This window comes from Limnohabitans sp. 2KL-3 (genome assembly GCF_001269405.1).
Lineage (GTDB): Bacteria > Pseudomonadota > Gammaproteobacteria > Burkholderiales > Burkholderiaceae_C > Limnohabitans_A.
Map to the genome: position 1 here is coordinate 1 of NZ_CXON01000015.1, position 26,851 is coordinate 26,851.

At 56.6% G+C, this 26,851-nt stretch carries 25 protein-coding genes; 9 read left to right on the top strand and 16 right to left on the bottom strand.

Annotated features, from left to right (window positions below; translation table 11 throughout):
• Nucleotides 1-161 precede the first annotated feature (161 nt).
• From AMM41_RS15890 to AMM41_RS15900, 3 genes are all read right to left on the bottom strand, one after another.
• A complete protein-coding gene (locus tag AMM41_RS15890) occupies nt 162-572 on the bottom strand; it encodes a transposase (protein ID WP_089961191.1) in 411 nt (136 codons plus the stop codon).
• A gap of 391 nt (nt 573-963) precedes the next feature.
• Nucleotides 964-3,102 (bottom strand): hypothetical protein, encoded by a 2,139-nt coding sequence (locus AMM41_RS15895; protein WP_194944825.1) that lies wholly within the window; start codon nt 3,100-3,102, stop codon nt 964-966.
• 95 nt (nt 3,103-3,197) lie between these two features.
• Entirely contained in the window at nt 3,198-4,367 is a 1,170-nt protein-coding gene (locus tag AMM41_RS15900) for a hypothetical protein (protein WP_089961197.1), read from the bottom strand.
• A 330-nt stretch (nt 4,368-4,697) separates the two neighbouring features.
• On the opposite strand from AMM41_RS15900, the gene AMM41_RS15905 reads away from it, so the two are divergent.
• On the top strand, nt 4,698-8,561 hold the full coding sequence (locus AMM41_RS15905) for a DUF3427 domain-containing protein (RefSeq protein ID WP_089961480.1): 3,864 nt from the start codon (nt 4,698-4,700) through the stop codon (nt 8,559-8,561).
• Nucleotides 8,562-8,804: 243 nt separating this feature from the next.
• On the opposite strand, the gene AMM41_RS15910 is transcribed toward AMM41_RS15905, so the two are convergent.
• From AMM41_RS15910 to AMM41_RS15925, 4 genes are all read right to left on the bottom strand, one after another.
• On the bottom strand, nt 8,805-9,005 hold the full coding sequence (locus AMM41_RS15910) for a hypothetical protein (RefSeq protein ID WP_089961202.1): 201 nt from the start codon (nt 9,003-9,005) through the stop codon (nt 8,805-8,807).
• Nucleotides 9,006-9,101: 96 nt separating this feature from the next.
• On the bottom strand, nt 9,102-9,515 hold the full coding sequence (locus AMM41_RS15915; protein WP_089961481.1) for a helix-turn-helix domain-containing protein: 414 nt from the start codon (nt 9,513-9,515) through the stop codon (nt 9,102-9,104).
• Nucleotides 9,512-9,799, bottom strand: coding sequence for a type II toxin-antitoxin system HigB family toxin (locus AMM41_RS15920; RefSeq protein WP_089961204.1), 288 nt, complete (start codon nt 9,797-9,799; stop codon nt 9,512-9,514). Before AMM41_RS15920 ends, AMM41_RS15915 begins: the two co-directional genes overlap by 4 nt.
• A gap of 148 nt (nt 9,800-9,947) precedes the next feature.
• Complete coding sequence (locus tag AMM41_RS15925; RefSeq protein ID WP_089961207.1) at nt 9,948-10,409, bottom strand: mobile mystery protein A; 462 nt, start codon at nt 10,407-10,409, stop codon at nt 9,948-9,950.
• Between the two features lie 484 nt (nt 10,410-10,893).
• Here AMM41_RS15925 and AMM41_RS15935 point away from each other — a divergent pair, with 484 nt between their 5' ends.
• Nucleotides 10,894-11,106 carry a hypothetical protein gene (locus tag AMM41_RS15935; RefSeq protein WP_089961214.1) on the top strand — a complete coding sequence of 71 codons (213 nt, stop codon included), beginning with the start codon at nt 10,894-10,896 and terminating at the stop codon, nt 11,104-11,106.
• Nucleotides 11,107-11,368: 262 nt separating this feature from the next.
• Nucleotides 11,369-11,800 (top strand): hypothetical protein, encoded by a 432-nt coding sequence (locus AMM41_RS15940; RefSeq protein WP_089961217.1) that lies wholly within the window; start codon nt 11,369-11,371, stop codon nt 11,798-11,800.
• Nucleotides 11,801-11,885: 85 nt separating this feature from the next.
• On the opposite strand, the gene fic is transcribed toward AMM41_RS15940, so the two are convergent.
• Nucleotides 11,886-13,010 (bottom strand): protein adenylyltransferase Fic, encoded by a 1,125-nt coding sequence (gene fic, locus AMM41_RS15945; RefSeq protein WP_089961221.1) that lies wholly within the window; start codon nt 13,008-13,010, stop codon nt 11,886-11,888.
• A gap of 295 nt (nt 13,011-13,305) precedes the next feature.
• On the opposite strand from fic, the gene AMM41_RS15950 reads away from it, so the two are divergent.
• Nucleotides 13,306-13,674 (top strand): helix-turn-helix domain-containing protein, encoded by a 369-nt coding sequence (locus AMM41_RS15950; protein ID WP_089961224.1) that lies wholly within the window; start codon nt 13,306-13,308, stop codon nt 13,672-13,674.
• A 93-nt stretch (nt 13,675-13,767) separates the two neighbouring features.
• Entirely contained in the window at nt 13,768-14,796 is a 1,029-nt protein-coding gene (locus AMM41_RS15955) for a type II toxin-antitoxin system HipA family toxin (RefSeq protein WP_089961227.1), read from the top strand.
• A 276-nt stretch (nt 14,797-15,072) separates the two neighbouring features.
• On the opposite strand, the gene fghA is transcribed toward AMM41_RS15955, so the two are convergent.
• The 8 genes from fghA to dnaA all read right to left on the bottom strand — a co-directional run bounded on the left by fghA (nt 15,073) and on the right by dnaA (nt 23,986).
• Nucleotides 15,073-15,900, bottom strand: a complete 828-nt coding sequence (fghA, locus tag AMM41_RS15960; protein WP_089961229.1) for an S-formylglutathione hydrolase — start codon at nt 15,898-15,900, stop codon at nt 15,073-15,075.
• Nucleotides 15,897-17,018 carry an S-(hydroxymethyl)glutathione dehydrogenase/class III alcohol dehydrogenase gene (locus tag AMM41_RS15965; RefSeq protein WP_089961232.1) on the bottom strand — a complete coding sequence of 374 codons (1,122 nt, stop codon included), beginning with the start codon at nt 17,016-17,018 and terminating at the stop codon, nt 15,897-15,899. Before AMM41_RS15965 ends, fghA begins: the two co-directional genes overlap by 4 nt.
• Before the next feature lie 72 nt (nt 17,019-17,090).
• Nucleotides 17,091-17,285 carry an Abi family protein gene (locus AMM41_RS15970; RefSeq protein WP_228769317.1) on the bottom strand — a complete coding sequence of 65 codons (195 nt, stop codon included), beginning with the start codon at nt 17,283-17,285 and terminating at the stop codon, nt 17,091-17,093.
• A 274-nt stretch (nt 17,286-17,559) separates the two neighbouring features.
• Nucleotides 17,560-17,679 carry a hypothetical protein gene (locus AMM41_RS22480; protein ID WP_108377133.1) on the bottom strand — a complete coding sequence of 40 codons (120 nt, stop codon included), beginning with the start codon at nt 17,677-17,679 and terminating at the stop codon, nt 17,560-17,562.
• Between the two features lie 24 nt (nt 17,680-17,703).
• A complete protein-coding gene (locus AMM41_RS15975; RefSeq protein WP_089961239.1) occupies nt 17,704-18,618 on the bottom strand; it encodes a DUF3800 domain-containing protein in 915 nt (304 codons plus the stop codon).
• Between the two features lie 20 nt (nt 18,619-18,638).
• Entirely contained in the window at nt 18,639-21,242 is a 2,604-nt protein-coding gene (gyrB, locus tag AMM41_RS15980; protein ID WP_089961242.1) for a DNA topoisomerase (ATP-hydrolyzing) subunit B, read from the bottom strand.
• A gap of 83 nt (nt 21,243-21,325) precedes the next feature.
• Entirely contained in the window at nt 21,326-22,435 is a 1,110-nt protein-coding gene (dnaN, locus tag AMM41_RS15985) for a DNA polymerase III subunit beta (protein WP_089961245.1), read from the bottom strand.
• Between the two features lie 150 nt (nt 22,436-22,585).
• Nucleotides 22,586-23,986: a chromosomal replication initiator protein DnaA gene (gene dnaA, locus AMM41_RS15990; protein WP_089961248.1), complete on the bottom strand. Its 1,401-nt coding sequence runs from the start codon at nt 23,984-23,986 to the stop codon at nt 22,586-22,588.
• 242 nt (nt 23,987-24,228) lie between these two features.
• On the opposite strand from dnaA, the gene rpmH reads away from it, so the two are divergent.
• The 4 genes from rpmH to yidC all read left to right on the top strand — a co-directional run bounded on the left by rpmH (nt 24,229) and on the right by yidC (nt 26,828).
• Nucleotides 24,229-24,363 carry a 50S ribosomal protein L34 gene (gene rpmH / locus AMM41_RS15995; RefSeq protein ID WP_005798102.1) on the top strand — a complete coding sequence of 45 codons (135 nt, stop codon included), beginning with the start codon at nt 24,229-24,231 and terminating at the stop codon, nt 24,361-24,363.
• Nucleotides 24,364-24,430: 67 nt separating this feature from the next.
• Nucleotides 24,431-24,868, top strand: coding sequence for a ribonuclease P protein component (locus tag AMM41_RS16000; RefSeq protein WP_089961251.1), 438 nt, complete (start codon nt 24,431-24,433; stop codon nt 24,866-24,868).
• Nucleotides 24,865-25,137: a membrane protein insertion efficiency factor YidD gene (gene yidD, locus AMM41_RS16005; protein WP_089961254.1), complete on the top strand. Its 273-nt coding sequence runs from the start codon at nt 24,865-24,867 to the stop codon at nt 25,135-25,137. The genes AMM41_RS16000 and yidD overlap by 4 nt, the downstream gene beginning before the upstream one ends.
• Nucleotides 25,134-26,828 (top strand): membrane protein insertase YidC, encoded by a 1,695-nt coding sequence (gene yidC, locus AMM41_RS16010; RefSeq protein WP_089961257.1) that lies wholly within the window; start codon nt 25,134-25,136, stop codon nt 26,826-26,828. The genes yidD and yidC overlap by 4 nt, the downstream gene beginning before the upstream one ends.
• The last annotated feature ends 23 nt before the right edge of the window (nt 26,829-26,851 follow it).

Here is a 26,851-nt window from a genome sequence, read left to right on the forward strand (position 1 = left end):
AAGACGGCATACGAGATAGGAATGTGACTGGAGTTCAACGTGTGCTCTTCCGATCTCTGCTGAGTGCGCCTCACTTTTACTGCAGGTGTTGCGATGATCCGTATCGACACCGGCGCGCATGTCCAGCGGCAGGGTGGCCATCCAGATTGCATCGACGCGGATCATCGCAGCACCTGCAGTAAAAGTGAGGCGCACTCAGCAGCGCCAGACAGGGGCCAGGCGACCGACACCAAGGTGTCGCCCCGTTGGCAGCGCAGATCAATGGTCTGAGCAGTACAGCAAGCCGGTGCAGCTTGCAGGGCGCTCAGATCGAGCGCGATGAATCCAGCGCTGCTGGTCTGAGCAGATGCGGGCGGTGTGCTTGGGACATGTGGGACATGTGAGCCGTGTTGGCGATGCTTTTGGAGCCAGCGGCGCAGTACGTTGGCATTCATGCCGTGGGCTGCCGCGATGGCACTGACGGATGCGCCGGGGAGTTGGCAGGAGGCCACCAATTCAGACTTGAACTGAGTGCTGTAAATGCGACGCGTGCGCGAAGGCGTTGAAGGGGTAGGAGTGTCTTGATTCATCATCGTGTCCACGTTGTTGTTGTGTGGCCAGGATGTTGCCGGGATGGCATTTGAATCTCAAGATGGGTTCACCGGACGCTTACGGTCCAGCTTCATTTGTGTTGACTGATTCAAAAATCCAACTTTTAAATTCGCTGAAATGCGCTGCTCAAGGTCATTTCCCTTCAGACACGCAGGAATCCCTGGTGAAGCCGAGACACTCATAGCCCCAATGCATTCGTGAGCTGTGCGTGTTTCCAGCAAGGGCGATATGGTCAACAGCAACCAACACTAGGGCGAACCCGTTTCAGAGTGTGTGGTGTCACAGATGTGCAGCGATTTCAGTCGCTGCCGGGTTGTCTGCGAAGGGCCGCTTACTGTTCACTACCACCAGTCAACTTAAAGCGGGATGATGCTAGTGGCCTTTGAGGCTCAGCCACCAAGCATAAATCAAGCCATGGAGCACGCTTGGTTGCGTCAGCTTATCCTTGATCCTACTGATGAGTTCAAGGCTGTCGGCTTTATTGAGGCGCAGACGCTGAGTAGCTAAGGCCAAGCCAAATTCCAAGGCAGCTTCGCCGTACGGACGACTGGTGTTGAGGAAAACTTTCTCAAGAAACTCACGCATCATTTCGCTGAGTTCCGGCGAACCGGAATAATCAAGTTCATGTGCATCAGCCGCCCGAAGTAGGCTTACTTGCAGAACGCCATCGTTAAAGCGAAGAAAGTTCTCAACGTCCAGGACAACGGTCTCATGCATCGATGAGCTTAATCTGCTACCCGCCTCATTATGCTCACGCGCATTTTGGAGAGCGGCTGACATGGCAAGGAAACACACTGCCGCATTGTTACTGTCAGCGCGTATTTCGTTTGATGGATTCCAGAACACGAAGCCACTTGTCAATCGAAGCTCATCGCCAGACATGGTTTGCAGGTATCCGTCTTGAAGCGACTCCAGGGTTTTCGCCATTTCTAAAATCGAAGACTGAGTGTGATCCTTGGACCAAGGCGCATCATCAGTAATATCCATTTGATCAGCCTGCTGCATAAGCTCATCCGCACGTAACCAAGCGTCCCCGGTGCCAGACGGAGCACCTGTTGGAAGAACCATCCAAGATGAAAGAAGATATGGACGATCATTATCATCAGACTGGATCAAAAACTGTTTGAGTCGAAGCCAAGCCCGCATCGTCTCAGGTAAACCGACAGCTACGACGAAATGACGAGATGCCTTGGGTGCTAGCTCGCGAAGGTCACGTGCGATGGCTCTTAGACTGTGACCATCCCCGACAACAGCACCGCACACAAGAACCCCGGTCACCTCACTCCTCGCCGCATCATCAAGGGCCATTAAGTTTTCAAAATTTATAAGCTTTGGTGGTCGGCCAGTGATTGACTCCAAAATTTCTGCACAAACCTGCGCCATGCGACCACCGCCTACGCCATTGAGACCAAGAATATGCGAGACGCTAACAGGCGTCTTCAAGCGTATTTCATCTTTCAGCCACTTTTTTAAATCCGCGCTTTCAACGATCTTTGTCTCATCTAGACTCACTAGGTCCTTCCGAGCAACATTCCCAGCGCGAGGGTGATTGAGCCGGAGAACAGAACGATGACTAAAATTTTTGAGAAACGGATTTAGTGACGCAGGCTGATGGGCCTTTGTGAGCACGAAAGGTCTTGGCTTTTTACCTTGCGCAGCAAAATACTCGCCCGCGAGTTCGATTACTGTCTCATTTTGAATTCGCTGTGGACCAGCCGAGAGTGCTTCAGTGTGACGGCTGCGCGCATAGACAACACTTCCACTCCGTCCCTCATCAGACATTTCTAAAAGAGTGATCAAGGCGTTTTCAGACACACCGTCCTCGCGAAGTTTCGTCACCATTGAGCCAGTAGTCGACGCGCTAACCAGAACGGCGTCAGCCTCAGTTAAAACGGTGTGTAGCTCCGCCATCCCTCTATGCGAGTGGAAACTATCGATCTCCCATCCTGATCTGTTGCCGCCGCAAGAGCGTGTTACATCCTCGACAGCCCGCGCTATGGGATAGATCCCCATTGTGTCGATGTGAAGCGTAGATGTGCACTTCAACCTGCTCCAAGCCGTGGCGCATATAGCCACCGCTACGAAATAGGCATCCACCTCGTCCCGCAGAAGCTCGCTCGCCAGCAAAAATTGACGCGTTGCACGCCCTGAGGGATGTTTGAATATGTGTCCTGGAGGTGCCTCTTGAAACGCGCCCCGGATATCGACAAGTTGCGCCAGTCCGGCTTGCCAAAGTTTGGCAAGGTCGAGATCGTAGGTCCGTCGTGATTGATTGTCGCGAAAGGTTTGAATAAACAAGCCATCATGAAACTTCCAAATGGTGAGCTCTTTCAGGTAGTCAACGGCGTTGCGCCGACCACGTCTCACAAGACCGTCAGCACGAGACTTGTTTTGCGTCCAAACGTCAATAAGTCGATCTGCATACACATCAAACGACACGAGCAGCAAAGCATCCGGCAACGGATCATCCGACTTGAGGTTATTCTGGATTTCATCGTCCAGGACGTTCATGTCGAGTTCGGACCGCGCGAAGAACAAAACAAGGACGTCGATCAACTCTCCGGAGGACCTACAGTTTGTCCGAGACCTAAAGGCAATCATGCGTTTCATAAGGTTGGCCGCGGCAAAGGAATAAAGATGCTCACAAGCGTGCCAGCCACGCGGAGGAGTTCGCGCTGTGGGCCAAACCAGTTCTCGAAATCCAAGTTCTGAATTGCGCTATTTGCACCTGGTAAAAAGCATTTGAAGATAGCTTGCCTACCGGAACGAATTCGGACAAAACCGGCTGCAAGGGCAATTTCTGACAAAACCGCGTTAAGCCCAAGGCCGGTCGCGTGCGTACTCTTAGAGGTGACGTGCATTCTTAAACATTGCTGAAGCGCGGTGGCCTCCTCCTCTGCAGTCATCTGGAATACTGGCTTTCCAAGGAGCCGGGCTGCCATACCAGGTCCAGAGTCTAGAAAGTTGAAGCTGAGACCAGCGACCTTTTCACGCCCAGTTTGGCTCGACGAGATGGCATCCCAATATGCTTTGAGGGTTTCATTTCCGTAGAAGTCACCCTTTGCATCTACCTCTGAACTGGCGATCCATCCAACATTCAAGAGCTCAACGTGTCTTCTATAGACTTGACCTTGTTCGTTTGAAATTGCATGGTCTTGTGTGTTTTCAAAGAGCTCATGCGTTAGGGTGGCTAGCGAAGAAATTGTGCTTTCGTCAAGACCAGTAGAAGAAGGTGCCGCTCGCATTGCAAGACCACGGATAGTGGACTTCAGGTCGAATTTGTCCTTAACTTTTCTTGGTGAAGGACCGTTAAACAAAGGTTTTAGGTACTGGCGCGTGGCACCACTCACGGAGAGAAGGTCAATAGTTCTTCCGTGCACTAGAGAGTCATAGTCACCTTGGTAGGCTGCCTCTATTCTCGACTTGGCACCCAGCAGTGCAAGTTGCCGAGCTACGGGTTCACCACGCACTTTGACTGATCCGCTTAACGACATGGCAGCGATGCCGCTAGAGTAACCACAAGCCTCGCCGAGGATTTCCAAAGCACTTTTCTCAGAACCACCGTCTACGTTGAGTGCCGCCTCCGGATTCAGACGAGCCCAAGTTAATAACGCTTGGAGGTAAGCGGCATCCCGAAAAGAGCCTCGCCGCTTATTGAGGTTCTTAGCAGAAACCGCCAGGCCGCACTCACGATTTCCATGGATGGTACCGAGAGCTCTTTCGACGTCCTCTAATGAGTCGACGCCGGCAAGGCGAAATTCTTGGGATGATTTCATCGGATGAGTGAATTCGGAAAATGACGTAGCATTTATCTTAGAGCATAGCTCAGCGGAAAATCGGGCTAGCTCGGACCATACTATTTCATAAAGCAAAACCCACTAGCGTACGTCTTGGCAACTAGCGCAACCCGCCATGCGCAGTAAGGCAACGCCAGTCAGACAGGCACGACACCTTAATGTCGCAGATCACCCACAAGCAGTTACTCACACACATCAAATGTAAAAAATGACATCACACCAAATTTGGCAGTTACCCCATTTCAGGCTCCATATTGAAAATTGAGGACAATCAAAATCAAAACCAACGCGCCGCCAGAAACCCCGTACATGACCAACCAGCCCGATCCATCGTCTACTGTCGGCTATTACAACGACCGCGCCGAGCAATTTTTCAGCTCAACTTTGCGGGTAGACATGGGGCCAATTTACGAGCGCTTTCTTGACGGTCTTGCCCCCGGCGCAAGCATCTTGGATGCCGGTTGCGGGTCGGGGCGTGATGCGCGTGCATTTGCTGACCGGGGTTTCAGCGTCAGCGCTTTTGATGCTTCTGTTGAATTGGCCAAGCGAGCCAGTGAGCACTGTGGCTTTGTGGTGGATGTTCGGCGCTTTGAAGATGTGGACGAGGTCGCCCAATACGATGCGATCTGGTGTTGCGCCAGCTTGCTGCATGTGCCGCTTTTTGACATGCCGGGGGTGTTGTCCAAATTGTGGGCGGCGCTCAAAGCTGGTGGCCGCATTTATGTGAGCTACAAGCTTGGCAACGGCGAGCGTGAACACGACGGGCGACGGTTTACCGATGCCGACGAGGACACCGTGCGTGCTTGGCTGGGGGCGATGCCCGAACTGTTGCGCATGGAGTTTTGGCAAACCCAAGATCAACGGCCGGATCGGACAGAAAGCTGGACCAATGCTTTGGCCCACCGTTCAACCGGGCCTGACAAGCGACTGGTCACGGGTGGCGACGACCATTTTTTGCCGCACCTGTCGGCCGCTTTTGCGCGATCCAACCAAGCCGATTTGGCGGTGTCCTTTGTCAAGACCTCTGGGCTGCGTTTGCTGCTACCCGATTTGCAAGGCATGGCACAAGCAGGTGACACCCATCGCGTTCGGGTGTTGACCAGCGACTATTTGGACATCACCGACCCAGAAGCTTTGCGCTTGCTGCTCTTGCTGCAAGAAAGCGGTGCTGAGGTGCGCGTTTACGCCACTCAAAACCAAGACAGCTTTCACCTCAAGGCCTATGTGTTCGCCCGCTTCGAAGCCGGGCAGTTGGCGTCTGGCACCGCCTTCATTGGGTCCAGCAACATCAGCAGCAAAGCCCTGCGCGATGGGCTGGAGTGGAACTACCGCGTGGTGTTTCCGCAAGATGCCGGTTATCTGGAAGCACGCGAACGGTTTGAAGAACTCTTTGCGCACCCCAAAACCATGGCCTTGACCGACAGCTGGATCGAGGCCTATGAACAGCGGCGCTTGCCGCCCACGCGTTCGGTGGCTCCCGGCAGCCATGAACAAGAGGCACCACCAACGCCCAACGACATTCAGCAAGAAGCCTTGACCGCACTGGCCGACACCCGCGAAAACGGTTATCGACGCGGCTTGGTGGTTTTGGCAACGGGTCTCGGCAAGACATGGCTGGCCGCTTTTGATGCGGTGCGCATGGGGGCTCGGCGCATTTTGTTTGTGGCGCATCGCGAAGAAATTTTGAGCCAAGCGGCGGCCACCTTCATCCGCATCTTGCCCGGCAAGCGTGTGGGTTATTACACCGGGCGCAGCCGCGATGGCGATGTGGATGTGTTGTGCGCATCGGTACAAACACTGGGCAAGGCGGCGCACTTGGAGCGCTTTGCACCGCAGCACTTCGATTACATCGTGGTGGACGAATTCCACCACGCCGCTGCGGCCACCTACAAACGCTTGTTGGCGCACTTTGCGCCCTCGTTTTTGTTGGGCTTGACGGCCACGCCAGACCGCACAGACCAGTCGGACATTTTGTCTTTGTGTGACGACAACCTGGTCTTCGGCTGCAACCTTTTTGCGGGGATCACCAGCGGCTTGTTGGCTCCGTTTCATTACTACGGCGTTCATGACGAATCGGTCGATTACAAAGAAGTGCCTTGGCGCAATGGACGCTTTGATCCTGAAGAACTGTCAAACAAGTTGGCCACGTTGGCGCGTGCACGGCATGCCCTGTCGCAGTGGCGGGCCAAAGCCCAGCGAAGCACGTTGGCGTTTTGTGTGTCCACCCGGCATGCCGACTTCATGGCAGAGCATTTCACGCGGGCTGGCGTGTCGGCCGCTGCGGTGTATTCGGGCTCAGTGCTGGGGCGTGCACAGGCGCTCGAAAAACTGGAAGATGGTAGTTTGCAAGTTTTGTTCTCGGTGGACTTGTTCAATGAGGGCGTGGACTTGCCCAGCATTGACACGGTGTTGATGCTGCGGCCCACCGAATCCAAAATTTTGTTTTTGCAGCAGCTGGGGCGTGGCTTGCGGCGGCACGAAGGCAAACAGCAGTTGGTCGTGCTGGACTTCATTGGCAATCACCAAGCCTTTTTGGGCAAACCACAAGCCTTGTTTGGTGTGGGCAGCACGTACAAAGCTTTAGCGGACTTTGGCCGCAAGGCAGAGAGGAACGCACTGGAGCTGCCAAACGGTTGTTACGTCAATTACGACCTGTCGATCATCGAGTTTCTGAAATCGCTCGATGGAGCCGGAACGCAAAAGGACTACGAGGCGCTTCGAGCCGTGCTGGGCCGCAGGCCCACCCTGACTGAGTTTTACCATTCGGGCAGCAGCATGCAAGACATGCGTCGGCGTGAAGGCCATTGGTTTGCTCTGGTCCACAGCATGGGGGATTTGTCTGCGGACGACACCGCGGTTTCAGAGCGTTTCCAAATGGTCTTGCAGTACGTGGAAACCATGGAGATGAAAAAAAGCTTCATGGCCGTCACGCTGGAGGCGTGGCTGGAACTGGATGGCCTGCGCCAGCCTGTTGCGCTGGGCATTTTGGCCGCTCACTCGCGTGGGGTACTCGACCGTCGTCGCCCTTTGTTGTCCGACCTCGATGCAAAGATGCTGACCACCACGGGCACCGACGCCGCGTGGCAACGCTATTGGCTGAACAACCCCATCACAGCCTTAACTGGGGGCAACTCCAAAAACCCTGCATCGGTCCCGTTTAAGGCAATCGATGGCAGCTTTGGACTCAAGCAGGCTCTTTTGGAATCAGACGTGGCACCGCTGAGGGACATGCTGCAAGAACTGGTCGATTACAAACTGGCCGCTTACGAGGTGAGCAGGGTGGCGGTGAAGCCCGTCAACAATGTGATCCCCTTCCCCGTCAAGCGGCGCGAGACGGTGGAGTTGCCGTATTTCCCCAACCTCAAAATCGCGTGCGGCCATTTCAAAACCGGGCGTGCTGACGCCGAAGAGCACAGGGCTTTGCCGCTGGCCTATGGCACGCTGGACCCGAGTCGCCACTTCATTGCCCGCGCATCGGGCAACTCGATGAACGGCGGCAAAAACCCGGTGCTGGACGGTGACTATTTGTTGCTGGAGTTGATCACGCCCAGTCGGGCGGGCTCGATCACAGGCAATGTGGTGGCCATCGAGCGGCAAGACGACAGCGGCGACAACCAATACCTGCTGCGGGTGGTCACCAAGGGCCGCGATGGCCAATACATTCTGAAAGCCAACAACCCGGACTATGACGACCTGACGGCCACCGACGACATGCGCACGCTCGCTCGCCTGCGCAACATCATCGATCCACTGGATCTGGCGCTCGGTGAGCCTTTCATGCGCGAAGACATTCCGGCGCTGTTTGGCGAGGTCTACAACCCCGGCAATTGGAATGTCGGCCATGTGGTGCTGGCCCAGAAAAAGGCGCACATCCTGCTGGTCACGCTCAACAAACAAGGCCGGGCTGACGAGCACAAGTACATGGACCACTGGATCGATGACACGCACTTTCATTGGCAAAGCCAGAACGCCACCGACCCGACCAGCAAACGCGGCGACGAAATCATCCGCCACGCCGCTTTAGGCATCGACATCCACCTCTTTGTGCGCGACACCAAGCTGGCCGTCGGCAAGGCCGCACCCTTCACTTACCACGGCCGGGTGCGCTACCAGTCGCACCAGGGCAGCAGGCCCATGAGCATTGTGTTTGGGCTGCAAAGCGGGGCGGATTGACGGGTGCATCGCTGGCCCTGCAAGTGGGCGGCGATGCATTTCAAGGGCCTAACGTATTTTTTGAGCGCGGGCTGCGCTAGGCACGGCCTTATTGAATCGGCCCTATAAAGTTTTCAATGCTTGAAGATGTTGTAGGTCGGCGGCTTTAGCCCCGACATGCAGCCTGCGCCGAAGCCATGTCGGGGCTGAAGCCGCCGACCTACGAGATGGCATGGCGCACATTTCAAACTTCAACTGGCCGGATCAATAGGCTGCCTCGATGAGCTCGATGTCTTTCTTCAGCAATGCATTGAGCAAGGCATTGAGTGGGATGCCCTTGGCCTCAGCTCGCTTGACCAGGAAGTCCAACACCTGCGGATCAAGGCGCACAGGCGGAATCAGGCGCAAATCAGGCTTGTAAAACTTGCCCCGCTGCGCGTTCGAAAAATCGTATTCTTCTTTCATGGTGTTCACCTTTTAGCTGGCATGTGGGTATCGCTCACAGCGTCCGAAGTTTTCGTTCTGTCTTCATGGCGCGTCGGTGTCCGCGTTCCACACTTCTTACACAAAGGTCGCGGCAGAAACGCCAAACCGTTCGCTGAGCGCGCGCACTTGGCGAATGTTGAGTTCTCGCTTGCCCGTCAGTATTTCGGACACGACACCCTGACTGCCGATCTCGCTCAGATCGCTTTGCTTCAGGCCGTGTTGTTCCATCAGGAATTTCAGAGCTTGCACACCCGTGACTTCGGGCAAAGGGTGATGCTTCGCTTCATAGTCCTCAATCAGATCGCCCACGATGTCGACCAAGCCCATCGCAGGATGCTTTTCTTCGCCTTGGGTTTCATCCAGCAGGGCTTGGAGCATCTCGGTCATGCGCGCGTAGTGCGCTTCATCCCGGATGGGGGTGATGTCGGTGGCGGCACGGAACTGCTCCCAGACTGGGAGAAGGTGCTTCACGTCGATGGCTGCATTCATGATTTCCATGCTCCTTTGTCGTATTCCCGGTGGGTCAATACTGCCTTGATGTACAAAATTTGCTTTTCGAACCGGATGTAAGCCACCAGGCGGTACTTGTTCCCGCCGATATCAAACACCGCTAACTCGTTCACCTTGTCAACTGCATTGAAGGCGGCTTTGAGCTCGGCCCAGTTTGCAAAAATGTTCTTTTCAATCACCCGCCGCCATCCCTGCAAGGGGGCTTCGGCCTGAGGATGATCGGCAGCGAAGGCCCGCAGGGCACTGTTGCTGATGATTTTCATGGGTTCAGTTTATCTCAATACGAGATAAAAACAAGCAAAAGCTCATAGTCACCTTGGTCTGCAGCTCGCAGGGCTGCCAGGTTCCCCGGGATGAGCCCAGCCTTCTCGTCGGTGGCCAGCGGTGTCTGGCCGTCCTGCTCATCCCGGTCTATCGCCATAGGTTTGACCAACGGCCGCGAAGCAATTCTTCGGTCCTGCGGTCCACCTGTTTCCGAAGCCGTTCTGCGCCGGGGCGCTGGTCTTCAAGTCCCATGGTGTGGGCCACGCTTGCAACCTCTTCCATCGCGATGGTGCGAGCGCGTTCCTGAACCACGTCCGTGAGCGGGCGTCTTGGAACCAGTGCGTAGACCAGTTCGCAATCGAGTCCATCAGCGAGTTTGCGCAGTTGTCCGAGCGAGATGCGGTCATCCGCTTCGGACTGTTCGGACTTGTGCAGCGTCGCCCCCGAGACGCCCAGCCGCTGAGCCTGCTGGCGTTCCGTTCGACCCAGGGCTTCTCGGATGAGCTTCAGCCATCCCCGAGACGGTGGCTGCCGCTTCACCAAGTCCGCGTAGCCGGAAAGGGTGGACTGCACTTGTTCAAGTCGAAGTTGGTTCAGTTCAGGAGACATTGCTAGCCTATAGGCTGGTCAAATTCGTTGAAATGTAAGCCCAATTGGAAGCAGAATGCAATGAATTGCTTCTTTACAGAGAAGCAGTCAATGTCATTCTGCTGCACTTATAGGAAGGTTTTATTGATCAGGCCAGCCCATGAGCATTGTGTTTGGGCTGCAAAGTGGGGCGGATTGACGGCTGCATCGCTGGCCCTGCATGTGGGCGGCGGTTTTTTTTGGTGTGGGAGCCCACCCCTGTGGGCGATGGTTTGCAGGGCGAAGTTGAGGGCGTGTCCCACGCCCATCGCCCACAGGGTGGGCTCCTACAAAGACAGCTCATCGCCCACGGGGTGGGCTCCTGCACAAAAGCCATCTCTTGCCTGTTGCTCAAGACTGCATGGTGCCTGTCCTTTGGGCGCGCGTTTCGGCAACTTTTTGATGTCATTCATCTGACTTTGACTTCGACTCGGGTAAAGATACACTGCCATGATCTATTCCAGCCATGAACACGCCCAACCGCCACCCCAACAACGCCACGCCATCCCAACCAGGATCGTGGGCATCGAGCCAAGCCTTGGCTATTTTGGCTGTGGATGGCATCCGCCCCAGCAACAAGGGGTTGGCCCTCATGCAGTCGATTGACAGTGGCACCATGACCCATGCTCAGGCGATTCAGTCCATCATTGAAAGAGCACGTCAGTACGCCAAAGACTGAACATCATGCAGGACGATGATCATTGGGAATGAGGCTATGAAACAGGCTTGCATCGCCGGTATTCAAGGCGAGTCACGCCCAATGGCGCGTCTCATCTGGCTCAACATCAAACAGTTTCCAGTCTAAAGCCGCCCCGAGCCTGTTGAACCCTATTGAGGACGTGTCCCACGCCCATCGCCCACAGGGTGGGCTCCTACAAAAAGGCAGCCGTTGGCCTACAAGGTGGGCGTCTGCGTTCAGGGTCTGACGGCACAATCAGGTCATGCCAGACAATGCACCCTCACATGCCATTAAAACTATCAGCGCTCCGCACAAGGCGTTGATCAAGGAAGGCTTGTTGGTTCGGGTGAGTTCCGGGATTTACACCAAAGTACGGGCGGGGGCCAAAGATGCACCCCTTGCAACAACCCAGTCCAATCCCCTCAAGCCCATCAGCTTGCCCGAAGACTTGAATGCCCTGCCTCTGAAAAATGTGAGCGCATTTGTCCAGCGTTTTGCCATGTCATGCAATGTGCACTTCAAACGCACTGGACTGGACCCATGGGCAGAGGCGGTTACCCGGGCATCGGGCGACGATGTCACGCTGGACGAAACCGGCAAGCTCTTGGTCGCGCTGAAAAAGAAACAGTTGATCAATGGCCGTCAGATGGCACGCCTGATGTCCAACCACTTGAGTGAGCATCGCGGTGTTTGATCCATTTGGCGACTACGAAACCCGGGGCTATTTTCGAAATGCTTCAGACGAGTAAACCTCCTCACCCTCAGTCAGCACGTCGGGGTCAGAAAGTTTCATATAACTGAAATTCGTTGCTGTCCCGGCTGAGCAATTGCATCAGTTTGGGGTGGATGAAGAGCTTTTCTTTCCCATAAGTCATTTCACGCAGCACGCCCAAGGCCACGAGCTCTTTCAAATACCGCGAGGCAGCTTGCCGTTGCCCAATCTGCTTGTCCACCAGATTGCCAATTCGGCAGTAGGGCTGTTCAAAGATCACATCCACCAGCTCGCGGCTGTAGATTTTGGGCAAGCTCAGCCGTACGTGTTCGGTGGTGTGTTCGGCCAACTGCCGGATGGCCGCGATCTTTCCGGTGGTCCATCGCGATGTTTCTTCCACCGCCTTGAGCATGAACAAGACCCAAGGCTCCCAAGCTTGGTCCCGCGTGACTTCCAGCAAAAGGCGGTAATAGTCGGCTTTGTTCGCGATGATGTGCCGACTCAAATAGAGGATGGGCAAGTTCAACAACTCTTGCTGGATCAGAAAGAGGATGTTGATGACACGGCCTGTGCGTCCGTTGCCGTCCGTGAAGGGGTGAATGGCTTCAAATTGGTAATGCCCAACGGCCATTCGTATCAATGGGTCCAGTTCGGTTTCGTTGTGCAGGAACCGTTCCCAGTTGGCCAGCAGGGTCCGCAACCGGTCTTCCCCTTCCGGCGGTGTATAGATCACTTCGCCCGTTCGGTCGTTGGCCAGTTGGGTACCGGGTGTACGCCGGATATCCATGTCTGCACCTTTGAGGGTGCGACACACTTCAACCGCAGTGGTCGTGCACAGTGGCCTGGATTGGAGTGACCGATAGCCATGGTGCAGTGCGGTTCGATAACGCAAGGCTTCTTTGGTGGCGTGATCGGCTTGCCCATCACCATCAACGTGTTGAAACAGCTGGTCGGTGGTGGTGACGATGTTTTCGATTTCCGAGCTGTCTTTGGCCTCCAATAGCGGAATCGTGTTGATAAGCATGGTCTGGTTGGGGATCAGCTCGGCGGCTTGTTTCAGCTCGGCCAATGCAGCGCGGGCCGTAATGCAGGCACGCAGCACTGCTTTGCTTTCCAGGTCGTGCCCCGGAGGCAGTGTCGGTAACTGGTTGTGCGCCCGGTCTGGCTGCCAAACGGTTTCGATGTCGTACATGTACTTGAAATTGAATTATTGAAACATGTTTGAAGAATATGTTCTCATGAGCGACACGTCAAGCAAACGTGTCGCAATAATTCAATTTTTCGAACATGAGAGCAGCCTCATGTTCTTGGCGAGTACACGTCATCCCTGTCATGTCGCCAAAACAGGGTTTTGACGATATGAGGTTTCGGATCGATCAAAGATCGATATTCCCCGCCCGCAGCGCGTTGCTCTCGATGAAGTTGCGGCGCGGCATAATTCCTGTCCAAAATGGACAATAGTTACAGTTTTTGTCCATAATGGCGAAATGCCAAGCAAGCCACCCATTGTTTTCCCCCAAGAGCAAACGCTGCTCACCGCCTTGGGCGAGCGCCTGCGGCTGGCGCGTTTGCGCCGCAAACTGAGCACGGCCGTGGTGGCGCAGCGGGCAGGCATGTCGCGCACTTCGGTCTACAAGGTCGAAGCCGGCGATGCGGGTGCCACTTTGGGCACTTACCTGCGTGTGCTGGCGGTGCTCGGGCTGCAGGCAGATTTCAATGCCTTGGCCGCCGACGACAAAGTGGGGCGCAAGCTGCAGGATTTGGCTTTGGCCCCATCGGCTGCAGAGCGACGCCAGCGACGCGCCAGCATGCAGTTACCCGACTCTGCCAACAGCACTTCTGAGGTGCAGCCATGACGGGGCCATTCGATGGGCTAGAGGTCTGGTTGGGAGCTGGGCAACTTTGGCGTGTTTCTCGACTCATCACCCGACCGCTGGGGACAAACGCTGATGAAACGGCGTGAGGCCTTGCTGGCCAAGGACCAAAAGCGCCCGGCCAGAACACTTTATGCCTGGGATTTTCTGATCGGCGTGCAGGACATTACCCGACAGGGGGCGTTGCGGTTTCGCCCGTCGGGCACGCCAGCGTTTTTGGGCAACGATGCTTTTGCAGCACCACCCGTGACCACGTTGCGCGAACTGGAGCAGGTGGCTTGGCAACTGACCCATAAGCGCATTGACGATCTCGATGCTTTGCGCAAATGGTTAACTGTTCTGGTGGCACCGGGTGCTTCGTTGGGGGGCGCTCGGCCCAAAGCCAACTTCTCAGAGCTGGACGGTTCTCTTTGGATCGGCAAATTTCCGGCGCGTGACGATGACCGTGATGTCGGGGCTTGGGAGTTCGCCACGCACCAAATGGCCCAACGTGCAGGCATCGATGTCCCTGCTGCAAAGCTTTTGCGCCTGGGTGGTGAGTTTCATACTTTTTGTGTGCAGCGCTTCGACCGTGTCGGTGGTCAGCGGCGGTTTTATGCATCGGCCATGACGCTGCTGCGCAAGGACCAAAGTGAGGGCTGCAGTTATCTGGAATTGGCGCAATTTCTGCGGGCCAGTGGCGATGCAGCGACGGTTCAATCAGACCTGGCTCAGCTGTTCAGGCGCGTGGTTTTTAATGTGGCAATTGGCAATCGGGACGACCATTTGCGCAATCACGGCTTTGTGTTGAGTTCAACGGGCTGGCGTTTGGCACCCGCGTTTGATGTGAACCCGAACATCGACAAAGCCGAGCATGTGCTGAACATTGATGATATGGACAACCGTCCTGACTTGCGCACCGCGTTGAGCACTGCCGCGTTTTACGGCTTGACGGCCGCGCAGGGGCGGCACATCGTGGAGGAGGTGATGGGTGTCGTGGACACTTGGCGCGATGTCGCCAACCAAGTTCGCATTTCTCGGGCCGATATCGAATTGACGGCCGCTGCGTTCAGTGCGCATGAAGCTTGGCAAGGCCATGAAACGCGCTCTAAGCCCAAAAATTGACTTGTTAATGACAGCAGGAGCATTGGTCCGCTGTCCAATGAGAGGGCGCTGACAATGCTGCTGGTGATCCGGCACGCTGAAATTTGAATTTTGTTCACCGGTATTCCGTCGGTGGCTTTTCAGCGTGTGCCGCCTGGACGCAGCGATCCCTGTGGGAGCCCCGCCCTCGGGGCGATGTGTGGTGGTATGCGAGGCTTTATCGCGGCGAGGGCGCCGCTCCCACAAAAAACCTGATGCGATGAGCGGGAGCAATCGCATCAAGACCACCCCGAAGACCTACAGATACTTGGCGTGATGCGCAAAGTGATCGCCCAAGAACGTGGCGATGAAGTAGTAGCTGTGGTCATAGCCCGGCTGCATGCGCAGGGTCAGCGGGTGGCCCGCTGCCTCGCAAGCGGCTTGCAACCGTTCGGGGCAAAGTTGCGCCAAAAACTCGTCGGCATCGCCTTGGTCCACCAGCAGGTGCAGCTTTTCCTGGCGTGCAGTGGCCACCAGTTCTGCGGCATCCCATGCACGCCAAGCCTGTGGGTTTGCACCCAGGTAGGCAGTCAAGGCTTTTTGGCCCCAAGGCACTTGTGATGGCGCGGCGATGGGCGCAAACGCCGACACGCTGCGGTAGCGGCCCGGGTGGCGCAGCGCCGTGACCAACGCGCCGTGCCCGCCCATCGAATGGCCAAAGATGCCGCGTGAATCGCTGGCGGCAAAGTGCTGCTCGATCCAGTTGGGCAACTCAAGCGCCACGTAGTCTTGCATGCGGTAATGCGTTGCCCAAGGGGCTTGTGTGGCGTTGACGTAAAAGCCCGCACCTTGGCCCAGGTCGTAGGCATCGTCGTTGGCCACGGCTTCGCCGCGTGGGCTGGTGTCGGGCGCGACCACGATCACGCCGTGTCGCGCCGCGTGTGCCTGTGCACCGGCTTTGGTGATGAAGTTTTGTTCGGTGCAGGTCAGGCCCGAGAGCCAGTACAGCACCGGGCATTTCTCGCCGCGCAGCGCTGCCTCGGGCAGGTACACGGCCACGCGCATGTCGCAGCCCAAAGTGCTGGAGGTGTGCGCCCAGACTTCTTGCCGCCCGCCAAAGCTGGCGTGTTGTTCGATGCGTTTCATTCGCCACCTTCAAAGTGCACCACCGAGCGGATGGACTCGCCGTTGTGCATCAAGTCGAAGGCGTGGTTGATGCCGCTCAGCCCCATGGTGTGGGTGACAAACGGGGCCAACGCGATGCGTCCGGCCATGGCGTCGTCCACCATGCCGGGCACTTCACTGCGGCCTTTGACGCCGCCAAAGGCGGTGCCCATCCAGCGGCGGCCGGTGACCAGCTGGAAAGGTCGGGTGGAGATTTCCTGGCCCGCACCGGCCACGCCGATGATGACCGACTGGCCCCAGCCACGGTGCGCGCACTCGAGCGCAGCGCGCATGACCTGGGTGTTGCCAATGCATTCGAAGCTGTGGTCCACGCCCCAGCCGGTCATCTCGACGATGACTTGCTGAATGGGTTTGTCGTGGTCTTTGGGGTTGACGCAGTCGGTTGCGCCAAAGGTGCGTGCCAGATCGAACTTGCTGGGGTTGGTGTCGATGGCGATGATGCGCCCGGCCTTGGCCAGCTTGGCACCCTGCACCACGGCCAGGCCAATGCCGCCCAGGCCGAACACGGCCACGGTGTCACCTTCTTGCACCTTGGCCGTGTTTTTGACGGCGCCCAGCCCGGTGGTCACGCCGCAGCCCAACAGGCAGACTTGCTCAGGGTTGGCGTCGGGCCGGATTTTGGCCAGCGAGACTTCGGCCACGACGGTGTATTCGCTGAAAGTGGAGCAGCCCATGTAGTGGTACAGCGGCTGGCCTTGGTATGAAAAGCGCGTGGTGCCGTCGGGCATGACGCCTTTGCCCTGCGTGGCACGCACGGCCACACACAGATTGGTTTTGCCCGACTTGCAAAACAGACATTCCCCGCACTCGGCGGTGTAGAGCGGAATCACATGGTCGCCGGGCTGGACGCTGGTGACACCCTCGCCCACCTCGACCACAATGCCCGCGCCCTCATGGCCCAGCACGACCGGAAACAGCCCTTCGGGGTCTTCGCCCGAGAGCGTGAAGGCGTCGGTGTGGCAGATGCCGGTGTGCGTGATCTTGACCAGCACCTCGCCCTTGCGCGGTGGCGCGACGTCGATCTCAACGATTTGCAAAGGCTTGCCAGCTTCAAAGGCGACGGCGGCACGGGATTTCATAAAGGCTCCTGAGGGTGTGAATTGAAGGTATTGTGATCGCACGACTTGGTCGCCCATGAGCAGGCTTGCGCTTCAAACCGGTTTGTTTGAAATCAGCGCCTGTGCCCCTTGGTTTTGCAGCATCCACGCTGCGGTGATGAGACATCGGACAGCGATCAGATCATGGATTTTCTGAAAATCAGTTGCCAGATTGCGCTGGAAAATGGGTTCATGGTGCGCAATCCTGTTGCGTAACTTCCTGATGAGCTCCAGCTCCGAATAGACCATGGAACGAATTTGTGCGGTGGTCTTGTTGATCCTATGCAGATCTGAGCGATCGCATGCAGCTTAGAATTGCAGCACTAGCCTTGGGACACGTTGGCGAAAGCTCCCCCCGAGGACAGATGAAGTCTGAAAAGCCCGCCTTGTGCGGGCTTTTTCTTTTGGATATGCCCACGACGGGGCCATTCAGTGAAAACATCGTCTCTGGCCTCCCTGACCAAAAACTGAAGCCCACCCGGCTCTGTGGCCGTTGATGGTGTGACTTCAGCAGTTCACATACTCAAATATCAATATTCCCCGCCCGCAGCGCGTTGCTTTCGATGAAGTGGCGGCGTGGCTCGACTTCGTCGCCCATGAGCATGGTGAACACGCGGTCGGCTTCGATGGCGTTATGAGCCAGTCATTTTTTGTTGTAGACTACGAATCAAGTGGATTGGGGGTTCCCGGTCGGCGCTACAGCCTCGGTGGGTTCATCGGGGCTTTTCGCTTTCTGGGGAGGGTAAATCTTCAACCCTACATTTTGGTAGCCTTGCCCAGCACGGTCCCGTCCTCCGGCGCAAAAGAATTTGTTCTTGAGCAACTCAAAGGCTTGGTTTGCCTGCTCGGGCCGTATGTAATTCAGCCCGACGGGCCTGGCCACCAAGTCGGCCAGTTGCAGACCGGTCAGGTTGGTTTTCTTGTCAGCAAAGATGACGTTGAACGGCAGCTGTCGATTGCCCGGGTTTTCGCCATCGCAAATGCGTCTGAATTCCAATTCCAGTTCGGCGTCTTCCTTCTTGCCGCGACACTCGACCAAAACATGTGTCTGGAGGTGATCCTGCGTTTTTTCTGCCAAAAATTCCCGCAGAACCTCCAAGCAGATGCCTAACGCAATGTGATAAGGGTTGGAGCCAGCGCCTTCATGTCGATTCAATCGCGCCTTGTCGACCACACAAGACATCAAAATGAAATTGCTCGCATCCATGATGGAAGATAACCGGCCAATGAACTCTTCGCGTGTAGGCTTGTGGCTCAAAAAAGCGAAATCACCTTTTTGCTTGCGAATTTCATGCTCGTGCAGCACCACGCTGTCATGGCCAAAGTAGTTGAACTTCAGCTTTTCAACTGCCGGAATAATTTTCTCGGCGTAATGTCGTTTATGAAACACACAAAGAGCGAGCACAAACACCGGATAGTCGGGATCTATGCGCTCAAGTGAATGGTCTCCGCTCTCATCGACGTAAACCACATAGTCGCTGAAACGACGGACATTCACAACAGTTGCAGCGTGCAACTGTTGTTTAACAGGCATGACCTCTGCCGACTCGAACAGGGCGTATTGAGTGCCTTGCGGGGTCATCAAAGGCTTTCAATTGCCCATCAAATATCAATATTCCCCGCCCGCAGCGCGTTGCTTTCGATGAAGTGGCGGCGTGGCTCGACTTCGTCGCCCATGAGCATGGTGAACACGCGGTCGGCTTCGATGGCGTCGTCGATCTGCACACGCAGCAAGCGGCGCACGGTGGGGTCCATGGTGGTTTCCCACAGCTGGGCGGGGTTCATTTCGCCCAGACCCTTGTAGCGCTGGCGGCTGGTGGTGCGTTCGGCTTCGCTGATGAGCCAATGCATGGCCTGGCGGAAGTCGCCCACTTTTTCTTCTTTCTGGCGCTCGCCTTCGCCGCGCAGGGCTTTGGCGCCTTCGCTCAGCAAACCGCGGAAGGTTTCGGCGGCTTCGGCCAGAGCGCCGTAGTCCGCGCCATGCACAAAGTCTTGCGTGATGATGCTGCTTTTGATGTTGCCGTGGTGGCGGCGGCTGATGCGCAGAATCGGTTTGTCGGTGCGCACGTCAAACTCGGCTGTCACTTCGGCGGGGATGCCGGTGGTGTTGAGTTCGCGCAGCTTGGCTTGCAGCGCGGGGGCGCATTCGGCGGCTTGGTCCAGCGTGTCCAGGTTCAGTGACACACCATCGGCCATGGCGCGCAGGGCTTCAGCGTCCATGAAGTTGGACAGGCGGGCAATGACGTGTTCGGCCACTTGGTGTTTGCGGGCCAGCGCTTCCAGCTTCTCACCCGTCAGCACTTGCGGCGCAGCGCCGCCGGTGCTGATGCTGGCGTCTTTGAGCGCGATGCGCAGCAAGAAGCCGTCGAGCGCCGGGCCGTCTTTGAGGTACAGCTCTTCTTTACCGGCCTTGACTTTGTAGAGCGGCGGCTGGGCAATGTAGATGTGACCACGCTCGACCAAATCGGGCATCTGGCGGTAGAAGAATGTCAGCAGCAGGGTGCGGATGTGGGCGCCGTCCACGTCGGCGTCGGTCATGATGATGATGCGGTGGTAGCGCAGTTTGTCGACGTTGAAGTCGTCGGTGCCGCTCTTGCCGGATTCGGCGCTGGCCTTGCCGATGCCGGTGCCCAAGGCGGTGATCAGTGTGACGATTTCGTTGCTGGTCAGCAGTTTTTCGTAGCGGGCTTTTTCGACGTTCAGGATCTTGCCGCGCAGGGGCAGGATGGCCTGGAATTTACGGTCGCGGCCTTGCTTGGCCGAGCCGCCGGCGGAGTCACCCTCGACGATGTAAATTTCGCACAGGGCCGGGTCTTTTTCTTGGCAGTCGGCCAGTTTGCCGGGCAGGCCCATGCCGTCGAGCACGCCTTTGCGGCGTGTCATTTCGCGGGCTTTGCGGGCGGCTTCGCGGGCACGGGCGGCTTCCACAATCTTGCCGCAGATGATTTTGGCGTCGTTCGGGCGCTCTTCCAAGAAGTCAGTCAAGGCTTTGGCCACGATGTCTTCCACCGGGGCACGCACTTCGCTGGACACCAGCTTGTCTTTGGTCTGGCTGCTGAATTTAGGCTCGGGCACTTTCACGCTCAGCACGCAGCACAGGCCTTCGCGCATGTCGTCGCCGCTGACTTCGACTTTTTGTTTTTTGGCGATCTCGTTTTTCTCGATGTACTTGCTGATGACGCGGGTCATCGCGGCGCGCAAGCCCGTGAGGTGGGTGCCGCCGTCACGCTGGGGAATGTTGTTGGTGAAGCACAGCACGCTCTCGTTGTAACCGTCGTTCCACTGCATGGCCACTTCGACACCGATGCTGGTGCCGGGGATGCCGCCGTAGCTGTCAGCAGGGCGCTCGCCGTTGGCGTGGAAGGCGTTCGGGTGCAACACTTTTTTGTTGGCGTTGATGAAGTCGACAAAGCCTTTGACACCACCCGCGCCGGAGAAGTCGTCCTCTTTGCCGCTGCGCTCGTCCTTCAGGCGAATGCGCACGCCATTGTTCAAGAAGGACAACTCGCGCAAACGCTTGGCCAGAATTTCGTAATGGAAATCGGTGTTTTGCGTGAAGATTTCCACGTCGGGCAAGAAGTGCACTTCGGTGCCGCGCTTGTCGGTGGCCCCCGTGACGCGCATGGGCGAGACTTCAACGCCGTCCACGGTGTCGAGCAAACGGTTTTGCACAAAGCCTTTGGCAAAGTCGATCTGGTGCACTTTGCCTTCGCGGCGCACCGTGAGGCGCAGCCACTTGGATAGCGCGTTGACGCAGGACACGCCCACGCCATGCAAACCACCCGAGACTTTGTAGCTGTTTTGGTTGAACTTGCCGCCCGCGTGCAGTTCGGTCAATGCGATCTCGGACGCACTGCGCTTGGGCTCGTGCTTGTCGTCCATCTTGACGCCCGTGGGGATGCCACGGCCGTTGTCGGTCACGCTGATGGAGTTGTCGCTGTGGATGGTGACGACGATGTCGTCGCAGTGGCCGGCCAGTGCTTCGTCAATCGAGTTGTCCACGACTTCGAACACCAAGTGGTGCAAACCGGTGCCGTCAGACGTGTCACCGATGTACATGCCGGGGCGTTTGCGCACGGCTTCCAGGCCTTCCAGGATCTGGATGGAGCCTTCGCCGTAGCCTTCGGATGCGCCCACTTGGTGGGCGTCGATCTTGGGTTGGGCGGTGGTGAAAGCTTCTTCGCTGGGTTGGATGTCGTCGGTCATGTTCAATTTTCTCTGTCGCTTGAATGGCCGAAACCCGCGAGAGGTCGCGGGTTTCGATAAGGTGGGCCTGGTGGGCTGGGGCCTTAAATGCGCATGGGCATCACCACGTATTTGAAGTTGTCGTTTTCGGGAATGGTGATCAGCGCCGAGCTGTTGCCGTCGGCCAGATCGATGCGGACCATGTCTTGGCCCATATTGGCCAGCACGTCGATGATGTAGGTGACGTTGAATCCGATCTCGATGGCGTCGCCGCCGTAGTCGATGTCGAGTTCGTCCACGGCTTCTTCTTGTTCGGCGTTGGTCGAGGCCACACGCAGCGTGCCGGGCTCGAGGTTCAGGCGCACGCCTTTGAACTTGTCGCTGGTCAAGATGGCCGTGCGCTGCAGGCACGACAGCATGGCCTGGCGGCCCAAGGTCAGGTTGTTGCGATGACCTTTGGGGATGACGCGGTTGTAGTCGGGGAATTTGCCCTCGACCAGTTTGGTCACAAACTCCATGCCGTCAAAGCTGAACTTGGCTTGGTTGTTGGCGAACTGCATTTCGATCGCGCCGTCGGCGTCAGACAGCAGGCGCTGCAGCTCCAGCACGGTTTTGCGCGGCAAGATGACTTCTTGTTTGGCTGGCACTTCCACGTCAAGGGTGGCCGAGGTGTAGGCCAGGCGGTGGCCGTCGGTGGCCACCAGGCTGAGCTTGTTGCCTTCTGCCACAAACAAAATGCCATTGAGGTAATAGCGAATGTCGTGAACGGCCATGGCAAATGAGACTTGCCCCAGCAATTGTTTGAGGGTTTTTTGCGGCACGCTGAAGGCGGGCCCAAAGCTGGCGGCTTCTTGCACCAGCGGAAAGTCTTCGGCCGGCAGGGTTTGAACCGTGAACTTGGACTTGCCACCTTTGAGGATGAGCTTGGCCTGCGAGGATTCCAGACTCACGGTCTGATCGGCCGGCATGGTGCGCAAGATGTCGATGAGTTTGCGTGCCCCCACGGTGGTGGTGAAGTCGCCGGGGTCGCCGTCCATCTCGGTTGTGGTGCGGATCTGGATTTCCAGATCGCTGGTGGTCAGTTGCACGGCATGACCGGTTTTACGGATCAATACGTTGGCCAGCACAGGCAGGGTGTGGCGGCGCTCGACAATGCCGGATACGGATTGCAGGACCGACAGCAATTTGTCTTGGGTGGCCTTGAGAACGATCATGGGTCTACCTTTGGTGTTGTTTCAGCCCACGAACGCACAAAGCGGTCCGGGCAGTGCAATAAAGCGCATTTTCTCTTTTTTTGGCTGCAAAACGGCTAAAAACTGCTCAGAACCTTGTAAATGACAGGAGATCATGGCCTGGAGCGGCATTCAGCCTTTGAGCGTCTGTTCCAGAACGTGCAGTTGCTGGTTCAGCTCGGTCATTTGCAAGCGTTCGGCGCTGATTTTGCGCACCGCATGCAGCACCGTGGTGTGGTCGCGTCCGCCAAACAGCTCACCAATTTCGGGCAGGCTCTTTTGGGTCATTTCTTTGGCCAGGTACATGGCAATCTGGCGCGGGCGGGCAATGCTGGCCGGGCGCTTTTTGCTGTACATGTCGGCAACCTTGATCTTGTAGTAATCGGCCACCGTTTTCTGGATGTTCTCGACGCTGATCTGGCGGTTTTGAATGGAGAGCAGGTCGCGCAGGGCGTCGCGGGCCAGCTGAATGGAGATTTCTTTTTGGTTAAAACGCGAATAAGCGAGGATTTTGCGCAAGGCGCCTTCGAGCTCACGCACGTTCGAGCGCACGTTTTTGGCCACAAAAAACGCCACCTCTTCGGGCATTTCGCTGCCTTCGCTGATGGCTTTGTTGATCAAAATGGCCACCCGCATCTCCAACTCGGGCGGCTCCATGGCCACCGTCAGACCTGAATCAAAGCGCGAGACCAGACGCTCATGGATGTCGGCCAGGCCCTTGGGGTAGGTGTCGCTGGTCATCACAATGTGCGACTTTTTGGCCAGTAGGGCTTCAAAGGCGTTGAAGAATTCTTCTTGCGTGCGGTCTTTGTTGGCAAAGAATTGCACATCGTCGATCAGCAGCAAATCGAGCGAGTGGTAGTGGTACTTGAACTCGTCAAAAGTCTTGCGCTGATAGGCTTTAACCACATCCGACACAAACTGTTCAGCGTGGATGTACAAAACTTTCGCTTCGGGGCGCTCGGCCAGCAGTTTGTTGCCGATGGCGTGCATCAAGTGGGTCTTGCCCAAACCCACACCGCCGTAGATGAACAAGGGGTTGTAAAGCTGCCCGGGTGAGCCCGAAACGTGCATGGCGGCGGCCCTGGCCATGCGGTTGGCGGTGCCCTCGACCAGGTTGTCAAAGGTCAAGGCGGTGTTGAGTCGACTGCGGAAGGTGTTGGTGACCGGCTCTTCTACAGCTGGTGTGGGTTCTGGCCGCACTTCCATGGAAGAAGGCGTGGATGCACGCGCTGGCCTGATGCCGCCTTCACGAGGAGTAATCACTAACTCAATTTGAACAGGGTGACCCTGAAGACTTTCGAGTGTGGCCGACAAACGGCCCGCATATTGGGCGCGGACCCAGTCGAGTTTGAAGCGGTTGGCGACGAACAAAGTCACCTTTTGTTGGTCGTCGGAGACCTGTGCAGTCAGGGGTTTGATCCAGGTGTTGAACTGCTGCTCGGGCATCTCGCGTGACAGCTCGTCACAGCAGGTTTGCCACAGCGCTTGCCCGACATCGGACTGAAATTCTGGGGGGGTTCCCTCGGACATGTTGATCTTGTTTTTTTGTGGACAGTAGGGATCTGGGGCGATGGGATATGAAGGCTTATCAAGAGCTTATCCACATGCCGAAACGAACCGGGAGGGCGATCATAAACCACATCGGCCCATTTGATCCACCCTCACAACACTTGGGTCAAAATTCACCGCGATTTGCCTAGCTTGTGAAAGTTTGCGATAATCTTGGGTTTCGCCCAACGCTGATTCATGGCATTGGGCACAAAGGAAGAGTTATGAAACGCACCTACCAACCATCCAAGACACGTCGCGCCCGTACACACGGTTTTCTGGTTCGCATGAAAACCCGTGGTGGCCGTGCCGTGATCAACGCACGCCGCGCCAAGGGCCGCAAGCGTCTGGCTGTCTAATGTCCGCACAACCGTCTGGCAGTAACCCGTTGTTGCTGCAGGCGGTTGAAGCTGGGGCCAGGCCACCGTGCAGCGTCTAAAAACACGCCCACAATTTCAGGCCACCCTGGCTGGCGGCACAGTCTCGCGCACGGCGCATTTTGCGTTGCATCGCTTGAACTTGGCTGCCTTGACAGACACCTCTTTGGCTCAAGCCGATCAAGTCGGGCCTGCACCTTCACCGGAGCAGGCCCTTTTTGACTTGGCCGATGTCTGGCTGGGTGCCATGGTGCCCAAACGCTGGGCTCGCCGCGCGGTCACGCGCAATGCCATCAAGCGCCAAATTTACAACGTCAGCGAACACTTTGGTGATCGTTTGCCCTTGGCTGCCCATGTGGTTCGCTTGCGCACGGGTTTTGACCGCAAACAGTTCATCAGCGCCAGCTCCGAACCGCTGAAGTTGGCGGTGCGCCAAGAGCTTTTGCAGTTGTTCGAGCGTGCCATCACCCCCAAAGGCCAGCCATGATGCAGCGTTTGTTGATGTTGTTGGTGCGTGGCTACCGCTTGTTGCTGAGTCCTTGGCTGGGTTCGTCTTGCCGGTTTGAGCCCACTTGCTCGGCGTATGCCCTGCAAGCCCTGGGGAAGCATGGCGCTGCAGCAGGCACTTACATGACGGTGCACCGACTGATGCGTTGCCAACCTTGGTGCCAAGGCGGTCACGACCCCATTCCAGAACAGGCCCCCCGCCTGTTCACGGCTTTGTTTTCCCCTACTTCGTCAAAGAAGCCTTCATGAACGATATCCGCCGCACCATCCTCTGGGTGATTTTTGGTTTCTCCATGGTTCTGCTTTGGGATCAATGGCAGGTCTACAACGGCCGCCCTGCCACTTTCTTCCCCAAGCCTGTGCCTGCTGTTTCAGCGCCTGCTTCGGCAGCATCGGCTCCGGCCGCAGCTGCGGCTGTGCAGGGTGTCCCGGCGGCCACCACGAGCGTGGCATCGCCAGGTCAAGTGCCTGTGAGTGCAGGTGCGTCATCGCCGGTCAACAGTGAAAAAATCGAGGTCAGCACCGACGTGCTCAAGCTCAGCTTTGACACCGAAGGCGGTAACTTGGTGCGCAGCGAGTTCAACAAGCACAATGATTTTGTGGACACGACCAAGCCTTTTGTCTTTCTGGACCAAAGTGGCACACGCGTTTACAACGCCCAGACCGGCTTGATTGGTGGCAACTTCCCCACCCACAAAACGCTGATGCGCTTCAGTGGTGAAAAAAGCCTGAAAGACGGCCAAGACCAATTGACATTGCGCTTCGAATCGGAAGCTTTGAATGGCGTGAAACTGGTCAAAACCTACACCCTCAACCGTGGCAGTTACGCCATTGGCGTCAAACACGAGGTGATCAACACGGGCACCAGCACAGTGTCGCCACAGCTGTACTTGCAGTTGGTGCGTGATGGCAACAAACCCGCTGGCGAGTCTTCGTTCTATTCCACCTTTACCGGCCCTGCTGTTTACACCGAGGCCAAGAAGTACCAAAAGGTCGAGTTCAGCGACATTGAAAAGAACAAGGCTGAAATCGACAAGACATCGCCCAATGGCTATGTGGCCATGGTGCAGCACTACTTTGCAACAGCTTGGCTGCTGGCGGATGGTATTCAGCGCGAAAACTTTGTGCGCAAGGTGGACACCAATTTGTATGCGGTGGGCATGATCACGCCTTTGGCCGATCTGGCCCCAGGCCAGTCCAAAACGCTGAGTGCCCAGCTGTTCAGCGGCCCACAAGAAGAAAAAGTGCTCGAGGCCTTGGCCCCTGGCCTGGACTTGGTCAAAGACTACGGCTGGCTGGCCATGCTGTCCAAGCCTTTGTATTGGTTGCTCGACAAGCTGTTCAGCTTCATTCAAAACTGGGGCTGGGCGATTGTGGCGCTGGTGCTTTTGCTCAAGATTGCGTTCTACTGGCTCAATGCCAAGGCCTATTCGAGCATGGCCAAGATGAAAGCCATCAACCCCAAGATCATGGAAATGCGCGAACGCCTGAAAAACGATCCGCAAAAAATGCAGCAAGAGATGATGAAGATCTACCGCGAAGAAAAGGTCAACCCCATGGGTGGCTGCTTCCCGATCATGATTCAGATCCCGGTGTTCATCGCTTTGTACTGGGTGCTTTTGTCCAGCGTCGAAATGCGCAACGCGCCTTGGGTTCTCTGGATCCACGACTTGTCGGCACCCGATCCCTATTTCATCTTGCCTTTGGTCATGACTTTGACCACTTTGCTGCAAACGGCCTTGAACCCCGCGCCACCCGACCCGATGCAAGCCAAGCTGATGTGGATCATGCCCCTGGTGTTCTCGGTGATGTTCTTCTTCTTCCCCGCCGGCCTGGTGCTGTACTGGATCACGAACAACATCTTGTCGATTGCCCAGCAGTGGATGATCAACACCCGCATGGGCGTGCCGCCACAGTTCAACTTGCCCAAGTTCAAGTAAAACCTGTCGACTCAAAAGGCCGC

What these genes read in the sequence shown, in the direction of transcription:
- AMM41_RS15890 (WP_089961191.1), bottom strand. Translation starts at nt 572, where the DNA reads ATGATGAATCAAGACACTCCTACCCCTTCAACGCCTTCGCGCACGCGT.
- AMM41_RS15895 (WP_194944825.1), bottom strand. Translation starts at nt 3,102, where the DNA reads ATGAACGTCCTGGACGATGAAATCCAGAATAACCTCAAGTCGGATGAT.
- AMM41_RS15900 (WP_089961197.1), bottom strand. Translation starts at nt 4,367, where the DNA reads ATGAAATCATCCCAAGAATTTCGCCTTGCCGGCGTCGACTCATTAGAG.
- AMM41_RS15905 (WP_089961480.1), top strand. Translation starts at nt 4,698, where the DNA reads ATGACCAACCAGCCCGATCCATCGTCTACTGTCGGCTATTACAACGAC.
- AMM41_RS15910 (WP_089961202.1), bottom strand. Translation starts at nt 9,005, where the DNA reads ATGAAAGAAGAATACGATTTTTCGAACGCGCAGCGGGGCAAGTTTTAC.
- AMM41_RS15915 (WP_089961481.1), bottom strand. Translation starts at nt 9,515, where the DNA reads ATGAATGCAGCCATCGACGTGAAGCACCTTCTCCCAGTCTGGGAGCAG.
- AMM41_RS15920 (WP_089961204.1), bottom strand. Translation starts at nt 9,799, where the DNA reads ATGAAAATCATCAGCAACAGTGCCCTGCGGGCCTTCGCTGCCGATCAT.
- AMM41_RS15925 (WP_089961207.1), bottom strand. Translation starts at nt 10,409, where the DNA reads ATGTCTCCTGAACTGAACCAACTTCGACTTGAACAAGTGCAGTCCACC.
- AMM41_RS15935 (WP_089961214.1), top strand. Translation starts at nt 10,894, where the DNA reads ATGAACACGCCCAACCGCCACCCCAACAACGCCACGCCATCCCAACCA.
- AMM41_RS15940 (WP_089961217.1), top strand. Translation starts at nt 11,369, where the DNA reads ATGCCAGACAATGCACCCTCACATGCCATTAAAACTATCAGCGCTCCG.
- fic (WP_089961221.1), bottom strand. Translation starts at nt 13,010, where the DNA reads ATGTACGACATCGAAACCGTTTGGCAGCCAGACCGGGCGCACAACCAG.
- AMM41_RS15950 (WP_089961224.1), top strand. Translation starts at nt 13,306, where the DNA reads ATGCCAAGCAAGCCACCCATTGTTTTCCCCCAAGAGCAAACGCTGCTC.
- AMM41_RS15955 (WP_089961227.1), top strand. Translation starts at nt 13,768, where the DNA reads ATGAAACGGCGTGAGGCCTTGCTGGCCAAGGACCAAAAGCGCCCGGCC.
- fghA (WP_089961229.1), bottom strand. Translation starts at nt 15,900, where the DNA reads ATGAAACGCATCGAACAACACGCCAGCTTTGGCGGGCGGCAAGAAGTC.
- AMM41_RS15965 (WP_089961232.1), bottom strand. Translation starts at nt 17,018, where the DNA reads ATGAAATCCCGTGCCGCCGTCGCCTTTGAAGCTGGCAAGCCTTTGCAA.
- AMM41_RS15970 (WP_228769317.1), bottom strand. Translation starts at nt 17,285, where the DNA reads ATGGTCTATTCGGAGCTGGAGCTCATCAGGAAGTTACGCAACAGGATT.
- AMM41_RS15975 (WP_089961239.1), bottom strand. Translation starts at nt 18,618, where the DNA reads ATGACCCCGCAAGGCACTCAATACGCCCTGTTCGAGTCGGCAGAGGTC.
- gyrB (WP_089961242.1), bottom strand. Translation starts at nt 21,242, where the DNA reads ATGACCGACGACATCCAACCCAGCGAAGAAGCTTTCACCACCGCCCAA.
- dnaN (WP_089961245.1), bottom strand. Translation starts at nt 22,435, where the DNA reads ATGATCGTTCTCAAGGCCACCCAAGACAAATTGCTGTCGGTCCTGCAA.
- dnaA (WP_089961248.1), bottom strand. Translation starts at nt 23,986, where the DNA reads ATGTCCGAGGGAACCCCCCCAGAATTTCAGTCCGATGTCGGGCAAGCG.
- rpmH (WP_005798102.1), top strand. Translation starts at nt 24,229, where the DNA reads ATGAAACGCACCTACCAACCATCCAAGACACGTCGCGCCCGTACACAC.
- yidD (WP_089961254.1), top strand. Translation starts at nt 24,865, where the DNA reads ATGATGCAGCGTTTGTTGATGTTGTTGGTGCGTGGCTACCGCTTGTTG.
- yidC (WP_089961257.1), top strand. Translation starts at nt 25,134, where the DNA reads ATGAACGATATCCGCCGCACCATCCTCTGGGTGATTTTTGGTTTCTCC.